This window comes from Brevibacillus sp. BC25 (assembly GCF_000282075.1).
Classification (GTDB): Bacteria; Bacillota; Bacilli; order Brevibacillales; family Brevibacillaceae; genus Brevibacillus.
On record NZ_AKIX01000050.1, the window covers coordinates 15,704 to 29,905 of the forward strand.

General features: G+C 48.0%; 14 protein-coding genes. 11 read left to right on the forward strand and 3 right to left on the reverse strand.

Annotated elements, in window-relative coordinates:
- Window positions 1-87 precede the first annotated feature (87 nt).
- The 5 genes from PMI05_RS14605 (at window position 88) to PMI05_RS14625 (ending at window position 5,557) form a co-directional block, all read left to right on the forward strand.
- Window positions 88-819: a GTP pyrophosphokinase family protein gene (locus PMI05_RS14605; protein ID WP_007722852.1), complete on the forward strand. Its 732-nt coding sequence runs from the start codon at window positions 88-90 to the stop codon at window positions 817-819.
- Entirely contained in the window at window positions 806-2,242 is a 1,437-nt protein-coding gene (gene pepV, locus PMI05_RS14610; RefSeq protein ID WP_007722858.1) for a dipeptidase PepV, read from the forward strand. The genes PMI05_RS14605 and pepV overlap by 14 nt, the downstream gene beginning before the upstream one ends.
- 149 nt (window positions 2,243-2,391) lie before the next feature.
- Window positions 2,392-2,994, forward strand: a complete 603-nt coding sequence (locus PMI05_RS14615; RefSeq protein WP_007722861.1) for a TetR/AcrR family transcriptional regulator — start codon at window positions 2,392-2,394, stop codon at window positions 2,992-2,994.
- 75 nt (window positions 2,995-3,069) lie between these two features.
- Window positions 3,070-4,365 carry an MFS transporter gene (locus PMI05_RS14620; protein ID WP_007722864.1) on the forward strand — a complete coding sequence of 432 codons (1,296 nt, stop codon included), beginning with the start codon at window positions 3,070-3,072 and terminating at the stop codon, window positions 4,363-4,365.
- A gap of 115 nt (window positions 4,366-4,480) precedes the next feature.
- Entirely contained in the window at window positions 4,481-5,557 is a 1,077-nt protein-coding gene (locus PMI05_RS14625; protein ID WP_007722868.1) for a M42 family metallopeptidase, read from the forward strand.
- Window positions 5,558-5,615: 58 nt separating this feature from the next.
- On the opposite strand, the gene PMI05_RS14630 is transcribed toward PMI05_RS14625, so the two are convergent.
- Both PMI05_RS14630 and PMI05_RS14635 read right to left on the reverse strand, forming a co-directional pair.
- Window positions 5,616-6,725: a DUF4179 domain-containing protein gene (locus tag PMI05_RS14630; RefSeq protein WP_007722871.1), complete on the reverse strand. Its 1,110-nt coding sequence runs from the start codon at window positions 6,723-6,725 to the stop codon at window positions 5,616-5,618.
- Window positions 6,712-7,245 carry an RNA polymerase sigma factor gene (locus PMI05_RS14635; protein WP_007722874.1) on the reverse strand — a complete coding sequence of 178 codons (534 nt, stop codon included), beginning with the start codon at window positions 7,243-7,245 and terminating at the stop codon, window positions 6,712-6,714. The genes PMI05_RS14630 and PMI05_RS14635 overlap by 14 nt, the downstream gene beginning before the upstream one ends.
- Before the next feature lie 322 nt (window positions 7,246-7,567).
- Here PMI05_RS14635 and PMI05_RS14640 point away from each other — a divergent pair, with 322 nt between their 5' ends.
- From PMI05_RS14640 to PMI05_RS14655, 4 genes are all read left to right on the forward strand, one after another.
- Window positions 7,568-9,058 (forward strand): DEAD/DEAH box helicase, encoded by a 1,491-nt coding sequence (locus PMI05_RS14640; RefSeq protein ID WP_007722878.1) that lies wholly within the window; start codon window positions 7,568-7,570, stop codon window positions 9,056-9,058.
- A gap of 236 nt (window positions 9,059-9,294) precedes the next feature.
- The gene (locus tag PMI05_RS14645; RefSeq protein WP_007722881.1) at window positions 9,295-9,729 is read left to right on the forward strand and encodes an Lrp/AsnC family transcriptional regulator; all 435 of its coding nucleotides are present in this window, start codon (window positions 9,295-9,297) and stop codon (window positions 9,727-9,729) included.
- Between the two features lie 5 nt (window positions 9,730-9,734).
- A complete protein-coding gene (locus tag PMI05_RS14650; protein WP_007722884.1) occupies window positions 9,735-10,373 on the forward strand; it encodes a LysE family translocator in 639 nt (212 codons plus the stop codon).
- 152 nt (window positions 10,374-10,525) lie between these two features.
- Window positions 10,526-10,771 (forward strand): hypothetical protein, encoded by a 246-nt coding sequence (locus PMI05_RS14655; RefSeq protein WP_007722886.1) that lies wholly within the window; start codon window positions 10,526-10,528, stop codon window positions 10,769-10,771.
- A gap of 78 nt (window positions 10,772-10,849) precedes the next feature.
- On the opposite strand, the gene PMI05_RS14660 is transcribed toward PMI05_RS14655, so the two are convergent.
- Window positions 10,850-12,262 (reverse strand): RsmB/NOP family class I SAM-dependent RNA methyltransferase, encoded by a 1,413-nt coding sequence (locus PMI05_RS14660; RefSeq protein ID WP_007722897.1) that lies wholly within the window; start codon window positions 12,260-12,262, stop codon window positions 10,850-10,852.
- 85 nt (window positions 12,263-12,347) lie between these two features.
- Between PMI05_RS14660 and PMI05_RS14665 the strand changes: the two genes are divergently transcribed.
- Together PMI05_RS14665 and PMI05_RS14670 are read left to right on the forward strand one after the other, a co-directional pair.
- On the forward strand, window positions 12,348-13,103 hold the full coding sequence (locus PMI05_RS14665; protein ID WP_007722900.1) for a hypothetical protein: 756 nt from the start codon (window positions 12,348-12,350) through the stop codon (window positions 13,101-13,103).
- 24 nt (window positions 13,104-13,127) lie between these two features.
- A complete protein-coding gene (locus PMI05_RS14670; RefSeq protein WP_007722903.1) occupies window positions 13,128-14,072 on the forward strand; it encodes a methyl-accepting chemotaxis protein in 945 nt (314 codons plus the stop codon).
- Window positions 14,073-14,202 lie beyond the last annotated feature (130 nt).

A 14,202-nucleotide genomic window follows, 5' to 3' on the forward strand; every position in this document is an offset into this window, starting at 1 on the left:
GTCTCTTTTTGTATTTTGGAAGGATATCTCACACAAAATGTTGAATGATAAGGACGATGGAGAGTTTCAAGCCGGAGGGACGTAAGCGTGCACAAACTAGATTGGGAACTATATCTGCTACCGTTCGAACAAGCTGTAGAAGAAATCAAAGTCAAAATTAAAAATATCCGTAACGAGCTACGCAAACGCAAGGAGCATTCACCGATTGAGTTTGCGGTGGGCAGGGTCAAATCGATCCCGAGTATTTACAACAAGGCAAACCGCTTGCAGTTTCCGATTGATGAGAATATCTGCTGGGAAATTCGCGATATCGCGGGCATCCGCGTCATTTGTCAGTTTATTGATGATATACCTGCAGTTGTTGAGATGATCCGCAACCGCGGAGACATGCGTGTGTATTTGGAGAAGGATTATGTCTCTACTCCAAAAGAAAGCGGATATCGCGGCTATCACCTTGCCGTGGAGTATCCGATCATGATGGCGGGTGGGCAAGTGACCATTCCGGTAGAAATTCAGATTCGCACATTGGGAATGAATTTTTGGGCGACGATTGAGCACTCGCTGAATTATAAATACGAGGGAATTATCCCATCCAATATAAGGCAAAGATTGTTCGAGGCTGCCAAGGCGTCCTACAAGCTGGATAGCGAAATGAACAACATCCGGGACGAAATTAAAGACGCCCAAGCAGAATTTACGAAAAAAGAAGTGCCGATGGAGTCATTATTATCGTTGGTGGAGCTGGATCTCGACGTCGATGCGGCAATGGACGAAGGAAGTATGAATGAGAGGACTGGAGAAGAGAATGAAAAGCGTTAATTGGCTGGAAGAAACAAACAAACGCAAGGACGAACTGATTGCGACGACACAACAATTTTTGCAGATTAAAAGCGTTTTGGACCCCGAAACAGCACGGGAAGGCGCCCCTTTTGGAGAAGGGATTCGGCAAGCGCTTGACTTTGCGCTAGGCGTGTGTGAAAAAGCAGGCATGACAACCAAAGAAGTCCGCGGGTATGCAGGGCACGCTGAATTCGGACAAGGTGAGGAATTGATCGGCATTCTGAGCCATGTCGATGTCGTACCAGAAGGCGATGGCTGGAGTACGCCACCGTATGCAGCCGAGATCGTGGATGGACGCATGGTGGCCCGTGGTGCGATTGACGACAAGGGACCGACGATGGCGGCTATTTTCGCAGCGAAGATCGTGATGGAGCTTGGATTGCCGCTGTCGAAGCGCGTGCGCTTTATTTTCGGTACGGATGAAGAATCGAGCTGGCAGTGTGTGAACAAGTATTTTGAAACGGAAGAAATGCCGACGATGGGCTTTACGCCAGATGCAGACTTCCCGCTGATCTATGCGGAGAAAGGCTTGACCGATCTGTCGTTGCGTCAGACGCTTGCATCCTTCCAAAGCCTCGGAATATCTGCTGCGGAAAATGTGGCGGCAAAGCTCGTTTCCTTACAGGCTGGCTTGCGCATGAACATGGTTCCAGACAAAGCTGTAGCAACGCTTATGCCAATCGGCTTGAATAGTGAGGCGATTGCACAAAGTTATCGCCAGCACCTGGAAGCGACTGGCTTGAAAGGCAAAGTGGAGGAGCAGGACGGTCTCGTAGTGCTGCACATGGAAGGCGTCTCGGTTCACGGAATGGACCCGAGCAAAGGTGTCAATGCGGGTACCGAGCTCATTCACTTTTTGCTCTCCTTGTCCTTGGATGAACGCGGAGCTGTATTTGTAAGCTTGGCTGATCGTTATTTGCACAAGCAGCATTACGGTGAAGCACTCGGCATCGCGCATGATGATGAAGAAATGGGTGCGCTCACACTGAACACAGGTGTGATCGAGTATGACGAAAAGCAGGATGCGCTTTTCCGTCTGAACATCCGTTACCCACATTCTGTTGCCTTCGAAAAATGGTCGGCCGTTCTTGCTGAACGTTTTAGTGAAGGGGCATTTACGCTCGAAGTGGCTGAGCATCTGACACCGCACCGCGTCGACCCAAATCATCCTTTGGTGACAACACTGCAACGTGTTTATACGGAACAAACAGGCGAGGAAGCTGGCATTATTGCAATTGGCGGCGCTACCTACGGCCGTTCGTTGGATGTTGGAGTAGCATTCGGACCGCTTTTCCCAGGGCGTCCTGATAGTGCCCACCAGCGAGATGAATATATTATCGTGGATGATCTGATCAAAGCGACAGCGATTTACGCGCAAGCGATCTATGAATTGGCGAAGTAGGAATAGCCAACGGCTGGACACAAGTGCCAGCCGTTTTTATTTTTGCTGAATCAGGAGAGACAAAAATCTTTGCAAATGCTGGAAGTCAATACTATAATGCAAGTAACGATTGATCGATTAATCATTCATAAGCAAGGAGCCTGTCCAGCATGCCACTTTCAGAAGAACAAGTGCAAAAAATGAAGCAAAAGCGGGAAACGATTCTCCAGCAGGCAGTTCTCTTGTTTGCTGAGCACGGCTATGACGATACCACCATTGCAAAAGTCGCGAAGGCATCAGGAGTGAGCTTTGGCAGTGTTTTCACGTACTTTGAAAACAAGGATCAGCTCTTTCATGCAGCTGTCACGGAGCCATTGCAAGAGCATTCGGTCAAACTGCTTGACTTTGATCCCCAAGCATCTGAGCCATTACTGGAACTAGAGAGAATGGTGACCAATCACATCAAGATCTTCGCTATGTTCGATTCGTACTTGCGTCTGGTCGTACAAGTAGTCGGCTACTACAATCGTTTTGCCCATTCTTTTGCTGAGCTAGATGCGTTTCACAACACCTTTCGTACGAAAATTGCCGAGCTCTTGATCAATGGACAAGAGAAAGGGCTCTTGCATGTCCAAGATCCCAAATACGTGGCGACAGCGTACATGAGTCTGTTAATTGGTCTGCGTGTGAATTTGACCGATGAGCCACAAAGCAACATGTGGGAAAAATTCGTTCCGTTTGCCATGCAGCTTTTTGGACCGAAGAATCGCTAGCATTCTCCATCGGTCTTTTTTTTGGAATACAAATGATTGATTAATCAATCGTTATAAAGTAGAGGAGTGGTCACGATGAGTTTTTGGAAGTTCGACAGCAACATCCAGATCAGACTGATGTTACAGTTTTTAACGACGATGGCGAGCATGACTGTGACCCCGTACTTGATTGTTTTTTTCTCCAAGCAATTGGGGACGTTTGTAACGGGTTTTATGTTTTTAGGCGTGATGGCAGCAAGTGTCGCAGGCTCTTTTGCAGGGGGATATTTGGCGGACAGGATCGGGCGAAAAAAAGTAATCGTTGTATGTGAATTGGTCATCTTCCTCAGTTTTCTTGGTGTGGCCTTCGTCAACTCGCCTTGGCTTCAGCTGCCTTATGTGACATTTATTTTGTTTCTGTTCAATAACTTTTGTTTGGGGGCGTCGGGTCCTGCTTACCAAGCACTCATCATTGATGTGAGTCAGCCCGAGAATAGGCGAGCGATTTTTACTGCTTCCTATTGGTTGAATAATTTGGCGGTAGCGATAGGAGGATTGGTGGGGGCTTTTTTGTTCGACGAGCATTACTTTGCCCTATTTTTTGGTGTGGCTGTAAGCATCGCGATTTCGCTCGTGATTACGATCCTGTTTATTAAAGAAACGTATGTGCCAGAAAAACGTGCACGCTCGGCGTCTCGTAAGCAAAGACAAAAAGGTTTTATGGCAGATGTCATGGGAGCTTATAAAGAAGTGCTCAAGCATCGAATTTTTCTGCTGTTTACATTAGCGAATTTGCTCATTATAGCGGTAGAGGAGCAATTGACCAATGTCATAGGCCTTCGTTTCGTGCAAGAAATTCCGGAGCCTGAGCAGTTATTTTCGTTTCTTGCCATCCAGGTGGATGGGATGAACTTGTTAGGTTTATTAAAAACAGAAAACACGTTGCTGGTTGTTTGCTTGACCGTTTTAGTCTCCTACGTAGTGAAGAGCATGAGAGATAGGGTGGTGCTCCTGTCAGGCTTGGCCCTGTACTTTTGCGGGTATGCATGGATTAGCTTCAGCAACTCTCCCGTTGTCTTGCTCATTGCCATGTTCTTCGCGACATTGGGGGAAGTGATGCACATTCCGGTAAAACAAGCGTTACTCGCCAATATGGTGCCGGATCATGCGCGGAGCACGTATATGGCTGTACATTCTTTGTTTAGCATCGTGGGGGTCAGCAGTGCAGGTGTGTTTATACTTGTCAGTGCGTGGATTCCCAACGTTGCGATCACCGGAATTTTTGTAGGGATGGGACTGATTTGTCTCGTGCTATTTCATCGGATTATGAAAAAAGTTGGGCAAGAACAAGAAACTGCTACGAAGGCCACCCAATCAAATGCGACAGCATGAAAAAGTACTCGAGCGCATTCGGGACACTGGTTGGGGAAACAATAACAAAAGGATTTTGTAAGCGATTTCTCGAAATCATAAAGGGAATACGCCAGTATCGAAAAGGAGATAAATGATGGACGATCTCACGAAATTGATCAAGGATTTGACGGAAGCGGACGGAGTACCTGGGCACGAGCGCGAAGTCAGGGTGAAAATGGAGGAGTACTTACAGCCTCTCAGCGACGAGTTGGTAAAGGATCGGCTGGGTGGGGTACTCGGGAAGAAGACGGGGGCAGAAAACGGTCCGAAAATTTTACTCGCGGGACATCTGGATGAAGTGGGCTTCATGGTGACGCATATCACGCCAAAAGGGTACTTGCGTTTTATCCAGCTGGGCGGATGGTGGACGCACAATATCCTCTCACAGCGCGTGAAGGTCAAGACACGCAAAGGTGAGTATCTCGGACTCATTGGTTCGAAGGCACCACACGCTCTGGAAAAGGAAGAGCGGGAAAAAGTCATGAAGCTCAAGGATTTGTACATTGACATCGGGGCAAAAGATGAAGCAGATGCAAAGGAAATGGGTGTGCGCCCAGGTGATTGGATTGTCCCTGACAGTGATTTTACGACGATGCGCGGCGGAGAGCTGTGGGTCGCAAAGGCGCTCGATAATCGGGCGGGGTGTGCGCTGGCAATCGAGGTGCTAAAACGATTGGAGAAGGAAGAGCATCCTAATGTGGTATACGCGGGTGCAACTGTGCAGGAAGAGGTAGGGACTCGCGGTGCTGGCACAGTAGCGAATCTGGTTGAACCAGATATTGCTTTTGCTGTCGATGTTGGACTCGCATATGACACGCCTGGAAATGAATCGTATCCGATGACCTGCAATGTGGGGGACGGTCCGCTCGTCATGTTATTTGATGCCACGATGATCCCGCATACCGGATTGCGCGATCTCGTATTCGACACAGCAGAGGAACTCGGCATCAATATCCAGGTGGATGCCCTCGCAGGAGGCGGAACAGACGCAGCGAAATTCCATACTAGCGGCATTGGCTGCCCGTCGATTGTCGTCGGCTTTGCGACACGGTATATTCACAGCCATAATGCGATTATGTCCAAAAGCGATTTCGAGCAGGCTGCCCAGCTGCTGACAGCTGTCATCAAGAAGCTCGATAAGGAAACGGTTCAACAACTGCTCGATAGATGAGATAGGCGAAATCCTCTCCATGCATGAATGATTGCGATGGAGAGGGTTTTTCGTTTTGTTACTTGTTCTGCTCTGGGAGGTCTACCTTTATTTCCAGATCCTTAATAAACTGGTCGTCTGCGACTGTTTCCGCGGAATTATCTTTTACGATAAAAGGCTTGATTATGAAATACTTCGGCTGTCCTTGTGCAGAAGCATAGCGAGCGTCAAATGTGAGCGTGTTATCCTTACGTTCTCCTTCTCCGTGGAGGGACGTCAGTTGACGACCTTGGTCGTCAAACAGGGCAGCTCTGATGAACTTATTTGATGTCTTGCCATCCTGTTTGACCGAATACAACAAGCGCGTCGTCACTGGCGTCACATTGACCTCGGATACTTCGAAAGAAATCCCATCGTTGGATTGAATAGCATTCGGTTTAAGCCGGATGGTGTCGTTCGTCGCTTTTTGGAAGGGAATGTTCAGCTTGAAGGCTTGATCAATTCCAGCAAGCTTAACAACCACTTCCGCATGGAAAGAGTCTGGAATCACGCCTGTTGAATTGTGTTCAGGTGTCTTCAAAATTTCTTCGAAGATAAGAAAGTTTGGGTGCGATTCGCCAGCTGTGGAGAAAAAGCCACCGCTTGTTACCAAACTACTTGGGTCATCTTGACCTTTTCCATCGATGTTAAAAGTAACATTTTCGATAGCGTCACTAAGTTTGACAACCTCCTTTCCCGTATCAAACATGCCGTCCTTCAGGTTTGGAGCCGTTACACTGAGCAGGTAGACAGCACGTGTTCCGTCGAAGACCGTCTCTGTTACCTCGAGCTTAATGTCCTGGTGAGAAATACTCCTGTTTACCTTGGAAGAAAGACCTTGTTCGCCTGCAGCTCGTAAGCCGAGGTCCGCTTCGATTAAGCTAAAGAGACTGCCAACGAATGGGATCTGCTTAATGGATTGCGCCATGACCGGCGAGATAAATCCGGAGGTGAATACAGTTGCACCTAGAATGACTGCGGCAGCCGCAACATAGGGTGCTTTGCGTAATCGTTGGACTTTTCGTTCACGAGATATTTCTGGGAGAGAGGCGTATGTTTCATCCAGTCGAGCCCGTACTAATGGTGACACCGTCGTATCCTTTGTACGCTTGTACTCTTTTAGTTCGAAATCAAATTTAGATTGATCCATAATGTATCTTCCCTTCCCGAAATGTACTTAATTTCTCCATCAAGTTGTTCCGTGCCCGACTGAGCCGCATTTTTGCGGCACTCTCCGAAATTTCCAGTATCTCTGCTACTTGTCTTAAAGGCATGTCTTCAAAATAGTGAAGCACAATAACAAGGCGCTGCGGCTCATCCAATCTCTCAACGGCGTCTCGCAGGTCAATATGTTCGTCTTTATGTGAGAGTGACAATTGGATAGGAAAATCATCCATTAGAACGTTGCGGGAGCGATTTGCTAACATCTTATTGCATTCATTGATCAAAATTCGGAACATCCATGTTTTGAAAAAATGGGGCTCACGAAGTGAATGCAGAGATTTATAAGCTTTCAAAATGGTTTCCTGGAGAGCATCCGCAATATCTTCCTCTTTTTTCAGGATGGATTTAGCCGTATTGTACAAGGAGCTCTCAACGTGTTTGACAACAGCGATAAAAGCTTCACGATCTCCTTGTTTTGCCAGGAGAACCTGTTCTCTTAGATCCACCTTTTTCACTCCTTTCTGTGTTGGTTTTTCACATGGACAGTAATTAGATCAGCGAAATCGATACATGGTCACATCATGTAAGCAAAAATTTCAGCTAGCTAGCTAGCTTCGTCGTCGCGAGTCTCCAAGAAAAATACCCGGGAGTTGAACGGTTTAGTTGTTTTTTCGAAAGGACTCCTTTAGTATAGGTAGGATAGGATTTCGCAAGGGCAATAACCTGCCTAGGATGAATTTTGATTGATGAGAGCCGGTTTTATCGCATCCACTGTCCATGCAGTCATGGTGTGGCGAATCGGATCGCTTGTGAAAGGAAGTGGAAGTTATGGCAAAATCGTTTGCGTCTTTTGGTTTCCGTCCGGAGCTGATGCAAGGGATTCAAGACCTGTATTATAAAGAACCGACACAAATTCAAGAGGAAGCCATTCCTCTCATTATGGAAGGCAAAGATATAATCGGACAAGCTCAGACAGGTACGGGTAAAACAGCTGCATTCATGCTGCCGATCCTCAACGCATTGGAAGAGGGAAAACGCGACATTCAAGCGCTCATCCTCACCCCGACACGTGAGCTTTCCATTCAGATTGCAAAAGAAGTAGAAAAGCTGGGCAAACACCTGAATGTGAATGTACTCTCTCTGCACGGTGGAACGGATATTGACAAACAGCTGAGCAAGCTGAAAGAAACGGTTCATGTCGTTGTAGGAACACCAGGACGTGTACTGGATCATATGAAGCGCGGATCGCTTCACTTCGGACGAATCTCCACACTTGTGCTGGATGAAGCCGATAAAATGATGGAAATGGGCTTCTTGGAGGATGTGGAGCAGGTAATCGTCCACACGCCTTCTCAACGTCAGGTGCTGTTGTTCTCGGCTACGATGCCTGATCTGGTAAAAAGACTGGCGCACCGCTTCATGAAGCAGCCACCGCATATCAAAATCGAGGGCAAGCAAAAAACGGTTGAGCGCATTGAGCAATTTTACTATGTAGTCAACCAGAGCGATAAGACAGACGCTCTCGTCGATCTGCTGGAACAAGAGCAGCCATTCTTGACCATTGTGTTTGCAAATACCCAAGTACGTGTGCAACAGCTTACGGCCCGCCTGCAGGAAAATGGCCTCTCGGCGAAAGCCCTGTACGGTGATTTGTCTCAAAACAAGCGGGAACAATTGATGAAGCAATTCCGTGAGATACGATTCCAATACTTGATCGCAACAGATATCGCTGCTCGTGGACTCGATGTAGAAGGTGTAACACACGTCATCAACTACGATTTGCCGAATGACGTGGACAGCTACATTCACCGCGTCGGTCGTACTGGTCGTGCGGGACAAAAAGGAAAAGCGATCTCCCTTATTTCTCCTCGTCAGAAAAACTTGATGGCTCGTTTTGCCAAAGCGACGAAGGCTTCGATCGAAGAAAGAATTATGCAGGCAGGACGCCATCTGGATGCCGGACGTCGTCAGCGCGCAGAAGAACGGGAAGCTCATTTCGTTGAGCTGCGAGCGCAACAGGTGAAGGAGCAGCAGAAGGAAAAAGACAAAGAGTTCTCTCCTGTACGTGAAGCCTTGAAGAAAAAGACGAAGGTAAAGCCAGGCTACAAAAAGAAAATAGCGCGTGAGCTGGGAGAACTGCAAACGCAGTACGAGAAAAACCGCAAGAAGGCAGAAGCGATTGCGGCACGTAAAGCGGGTAAATCCGTGAAGCCAGGCGATGCCAAAAAAGCGGGAAAAGGTGGAGCAGCACGCTCTGCAAAGGGCGGAAAACCGTTTAATCAATCCTCATCCGCTGGGAAAACACGTGGAAATAAGTAAAGATAATAAGACAAACTGTCCAGATTCGAAAAGGGTCTGGGCAGTTTTTTTGTTGGGTGGGATACTACTCTTTCTATTACGTATGTGTTAATTGGAAAATGCTCTGAGATAAAACGATGAACAGAAGAAATTTAAGAAAAGCCGCTCATTAGTTAAAAATATACGGTTTTGAACCTAACTCCCTTTCTCTTTGAAAGAAGTTGTTATAATGAACGTAAAACAAGGAGGGAGATCAAATGGATCGGATTGATGAACAAATCCTCCGCTTATTGCGGGAAAATGCCCGAATCACCAGCTCAGACATCAGCAAGCAGGTTCATTTGTCCGTGCCTGCGGTCTCCGAGCGAATACGCAAGATGGAGGATTCAGGACTCATCAGGCAATTCACAGTGAAGCTGGATCGGGAACAGCTAGGGCTTCACCTAATTGCGTTTGTGATGGTGCAAATCGAGAAAACGGAGCATATTGCTGGCTTCCGCGAAACGGTCTTGCAGGCAGACTGTGTGCTGGAATGCCATCATATTGCGGGAGCTTACGATTATGTATTGAAGATTGCGGTAAAAGGGACGGCCGATCTGGAACGATTCATCTCTGAAACATTGAAGCAAGTAGAAGGTGTAAGCAAGACGAATACGATGATCGTCCTGTCTTCCATGAAAGAGGAGATGTGAACCTCGTGGCGATCTGGAACGGTCTATTATTTGGGATGATGCTCCAGCTATCCGTTGGTCCGGTTTGTCTGGCGGTGTTGCATCGCTCGATGACTCGGCGATTGCGGGATGCACTCATGATGGTACTGGGTGTTGCACTCGCAGATGCGGTTTATATGGTGGGCGCGATCGGGGGACTGTCGCTGCTGTTACAAATCCATTGGGTCAAACAGATGGTTTTGATTATGGGAGCCCTGATTTTGACTTGGTTTGGGATTCAAACCTTGCGTGCCATAAAAGGCAGAGGAGATCATGAACAAGCACCAGTCCAGCATGCACCATCGGGTCGAAGCAGCTTTTGGCACGGCGTGCTTCTGACACTTGCGAATCCTCTGACCGTTCTATTTTGGGCGGGAGTATTTGGCTCACTATTGGCATCTGGCACTTTTGTTCATTCAACAGAGTTGTTCTTGTTTGCGACAGGCTGTCTGTTATCGACTTTATTGTTCCTGGGGCTGGTAGCTTTGTTGGCCGCGTATTTGGCGCGATTTTTTCGCCCGGGATGGCTCAACGTTTTTCATGGGCTCAGTGGTATTTTTCTGATTGGGTTTGCGATTGTCCTTTTCGCAAAAAGCGGTTTGATGCCGCCATACTGGCCTTTTTAAAGGAGTTCGGAATGATTGCATCGAATTTTAATAGCATACAGGATTTGCGATAGAAAATAGTGTTTTCCTCCCATGTGATTTGGGTAATAGATAGGAAGATAGAACCCTTTCTTGTAAAAGTACAATAGTACAGGGTGTGAGGAGAACCAGTGATGACGACGGATACGTGCTTGAAATGCGGCAGTCCGATGGGCCGGGGAGAGTACAGTTGCCAGGTTTGCGGAGAAAACGAAATACAAGACTACCAGATGATTCGCAATTACGTGAGAACTTATCCGAATTCGAATGCGATGCAAATTGCCAACGCAACAGGAATATCTGTTTCAAAAATATTGCGTTATATTAGAAATGGCTCTTTGACCGTAGTAGACAATCCGTCCCACAGAGGGCGATCATAAGAAAAAGAGAAAAGCTCACAAGCAGTCACGAATGCATTTCGTGTAGCTTTGTGAGCTTTTTTTATTTTTGATGCAAATCTACAACCAGCGTAGACCCTTTGGATAATGATTTTTGAGTTGCCCCTCAGATTGCTTGCCCCAACCGATGGAGAATCCATTTACCGTAACCAGCGTCCAGCCGCTTTCACCGTCATGCGTGAGCGCTTCTCCTTTTAAGTACCGCAACATTTCAGGATCTTCTGCGCCATATGAAGCGACACGGGCTGCCTCCGCAGGGGAGAGGGAGAGTGCCAAGGCGTGTGCAGGTTCAAATCTGTTCTTTTTTACAGTTCCTAGGTGCAGACCGACGCGCGCGACCTTTAGCTTGTCCCAATTGAGCTCAGGAGCAGGTGAGTAGTAGAGCTGCTCGCCAAACAAAAGAAAAGCTGATTCATCATCGAATGGTTGGGAGAGCGTCGGGAGTGCTTCGTCCGCGAACGTACGCCAAGCTGCTAGGGCTTCTTTTCGACCTGCCGGAGCAGATTTTGCCGCACGCTTTTCTTTCCGTTTCCCGGAAGGTTCATGAACTTCTGCGGACTCACTCTTTTGCAGCTTGGCGAGGTAATGACCTTCTCCCTGTAGACGATGCGGCCACAATCTGGCTGTCTGGGTGAGCTGCTCATTTTGTGGCGACGCCCATTCTGGTTGACCAGCAGAAAAGCAATCTGCATGTGGCAGCGGGACGATCTCAAATTCCGGGTGACTTCCCAGGAAGTTAACCAGGGACTGCTCATTTTCTAACGGAGCGAATGTACAGGTGGAGTAGACCAACGTCCCGCCTGGCTTCAGCATAGCAGCGGCCGCCTCGAGAATATCGCCTTGCATGACATGGCACTCCGTTACTTTTGCTGGGCTCCAGTCTTCGATTGCTTCGGGTAGCTTGCGAAACATTCCTTCGCCAGAGCAAGGAGCGTCTACTAAAATTCGGTCAAAAAACTGAGGGAATCGCTCCTGTAAGCGTTCGGGCGTTTCGTTGGTCACGACGGCATTGGTCACGCCGCAGCGCTCCAGGTTTTCTGACAAGGCTTTTGCCCGAACAGGATGGATTTCGTTTGCCACGAGCATTCCTTGTCCATGCAAAAACGCTGCAAGCTGCGTCGATTTGCCCCCTGGCGCTGCACACAGGTCGAGAATTCGCTCACCAGGTTGTGCACCGAGTGCTTCGGCAGCGGACATCGCACTTGGCTCCTGCAAGTAGTACATGCCAGCGGAGTGAAAAGGATGCTTGCCGGGCCGATCTGGCTCTTTGTAGCGAAAACCGTTTTCGCACCAAGGGACTGCTTCCAGAGCAAACGGCGAGATATTTAAAAAATCGTCACGATCCACCTTCAACGGATTGACCCGCAAGCCGTGTGTCACGAGCTGATCATACGAGGAAACGAATGCCTCATAATCGTGTCCGAGCAAGGTTTGCATGCGCTCGGTAAATGATGTTGGTAAATTTTTTGTCATAACAGCCTCCGATGTCAGATTTTGGCCCCATGTGAAAGGAAAAGATAGAATCATGGCGAATCATAGAGAATGAGGTGAGAGCATTATGGAAGGATCCCGTGCAAAACGCTACCGCTCCCGGCGGAGGAATGACTCGGAAGTAAGCCGGTTTTGGATCATGGGGTTGCTGTTCTCACTGCTGGTGCTCGCTTTTGAATTCTTTATCGAAATACCCGCCGACGCAGATTGGCTGATCGATATGGAGATGGCTTTGTTTTCTGCCAGCTTTACGTTACTTGCCTTTTATCTGCTCGGACTTACCTTTGCCTTTTCTCGCCACCAAAAGGCAGGGAAGATCAATCACCAAATCATCATCTATGTATGGTTGGGTGCGATCTTGTTTCACTTGTTCCTGCTCATCAGCAATTTGTCCAATCAGCATGTGTACAAAGCAGGGATCATTCTATTTTTAGGACCATTGTTTTTAACTGTCTACCATTTTATCACGTACTTGGCAGCTTTGCGCGAGGAGCGTGAGGAGCAGGAGGCAGCTACGACAGCTACGCTTGAGCGTACGGCCTACCAGATGATTCTGGAGGGTGGGCGTGTATACAGCGAGATCAGTCGCCTGAAAACAGAATATCCAGAAGTGGAGCAAATGCTTCGTGCCAACGATTTTCACGATAAACTGGAGCGCTATGCTTTGGAAATGCAGCAGTATTTGCAGGCGAAGCATTTTGAGCGTAAAGACGTGGAGCTCTTGGAGGGTCACTATTATTTCTTGGAAAACTTGCTGAGCTTGGCGAAACAACATCCGGGAATAATCGAGTCCCGCGTATATAGCCGCCGAGGTGACAATTGATGGGTACAAAGGAGAGAGAAGCGGATGTTTTGGAAAAAAGACAAAGGCCTAGCAGAAAAAGAGACAGCAGCGACGACAGTGGCAACTCCCACAACCACAATGGCAGGCCACCAAGACGCTTGGAAACATGAGCTTCGCGGTATTTACGAACAGATGGGTGCGATTCTCACTTCGAACCAAGCGATGAACGCCGAATCCGAGCAAACGGTGCGATTGGTGACGAGGATGAAGCGTGTCGTAGATAATATCCAGGTCATTAACGAGCGGGATGATGAATCTGCGAGCCAACTGTCGGATCGAGGAGAGCGCTTGACGGACATCTGTAAACAATCGGTAGCGCGTGCAGATGAAGGTAAGAAAGCAATGACGGACGTTGTGGAAGTCATGAGCCTGCTGGACAAAGAATCGGTTCATACGTCCAAGTCCATGAGCCGCTTGGAAGAGCGCTCTTCGGAAATTACGAGTATCGTTAAGGTGATCAGTGACATTGCGAATCAGACCAACCTTCTCGCCCTGAATGCAGCGATAGAAGCGGCACGTGCGGGTGAACAAGGCAGAGGCTTTGCTGTCGTAGCGGATGAGGTACGGAAGCTGGCCGAGATGACAGCGAATTCGACCAAGACCATTGCAGAACTGATTGGCAAGATTCAGGAAGAAACAAAAGAAGCATTGTCCAACAGTGAAAAAAGCAGCAGTGCGATCAAAGGCGGGCTTTCCATCAGCAAGGATGCTGCACAGAAGACAGATCAGATCGTGAACGCTTTCCAGGCACTGAACGTCGAAGTGTCAGGTGTGATGGAAATCATCGCGCACCAAAAGCGATTTGCTGACGATGTGTCCCAGCAGGTAAGTGATGCGAAGGGCTTGCTGGAAGAACTGAATGAAGGCTTGGCCAAGCACGTGAGGGACGCCAACGCAGTAGAGCAAAAGCTCGCGATGAGTGTAAAGGATGTCAAATCGTTATTGTGAGTATGAGCAGGAAGAATCAGGAGTCCGTATCCAAGCGATGCGGACTTTTTGGTATTTATTCACTTCCTTTCACGAAATATTTACATGTTTTCGTTTGACTATTCGAAATGGAGTACTATAATCAAAGTAG

What these genes read in the sequence shown, in the direction of transcription:
- PMI05_RS14640 (WP_007722878.1), top strand. Translation starts at nt 7,568, where the DNA reads ATGGCAAAATCGTTTGCGTCTTTTGGTTTCCGTCCGGAGCTGATGCAA.
- PMI05_RS14660 (WP_007722897.1), bottom strand. Translation starts at nt 12,262, where the DNA reads ATGACAAAAAATTTACCAACATCATTTACCGAGCGCATGCAAACCTTG.
- PMI05_RS14630 (WP_007722871.1), bottom strand. Translation starts at nt 6,725, where the DNA reads ATGGATCAATCTAAATTTGATTTCGAACTAAAAGAGTACAAGCGTACA.
- PMI05_RS14625 (WP_007722868.1), top strand. Translation starts at nt 4,481, where the DNA reads ATGGACGATCTCACGAAATTGATCAAGGATTTGACGGAAGCGGACGGA.
- PMI05_RS14665 (WP_007722900.1), top strand. Translation starts at nt 12,348, where the DNA reads ATGGAAGGATCCCGTGCAAAACGCTACCGCTCCCGGCGGAGGAATGAC.
- pepV (WP_007722858.1), top strand. Translation starts at nt 806, where the DNA reads ATGAAAAGCGTTAATTGGCTGGAAGAAACAAACAAACGCAAGGACGAA.
- PMI05_RS14670 (WP_007722903.1), top strand. Translation starts at nt 13,128, where the DNA reads ATGTTTTGGAAAAAAGACAAAGGCCTAGCAGAAAAAGAGACAGCAGCG.
- PMI05_RS14645 (WP_007722881.1), top strand. Translation starts at nt 9,295, where the DNA reads ATGGATCGGATTGATGAACAAATCCTCCGCTTATTGCGGGAAAATGCC.
- PMI05_RS14615 (WP_007722861.1), top strand. Translation starts at nt 2,392, where the DNA reads ATGCCACTTTCAGAAGAACAAGTGCAAAAAATGAAGCAAAAGCGGGAA.
- PMI05_RS14655 (WP_007722886.1), top strand. Translation starts at nt 10,526, where the DNA reads ATGACGACGGATACGTGCTTGAAATGCGGCAGTCCGATGGGCCGGGGA.
- PMI05_RS14620 (WP_007722864.1), top strand. Translation starts at nt 3,070, where the DNA reads ATGAGTTTTTGGAAGTTCGACAGCAACATCCAGATCAGACTGATGTTA.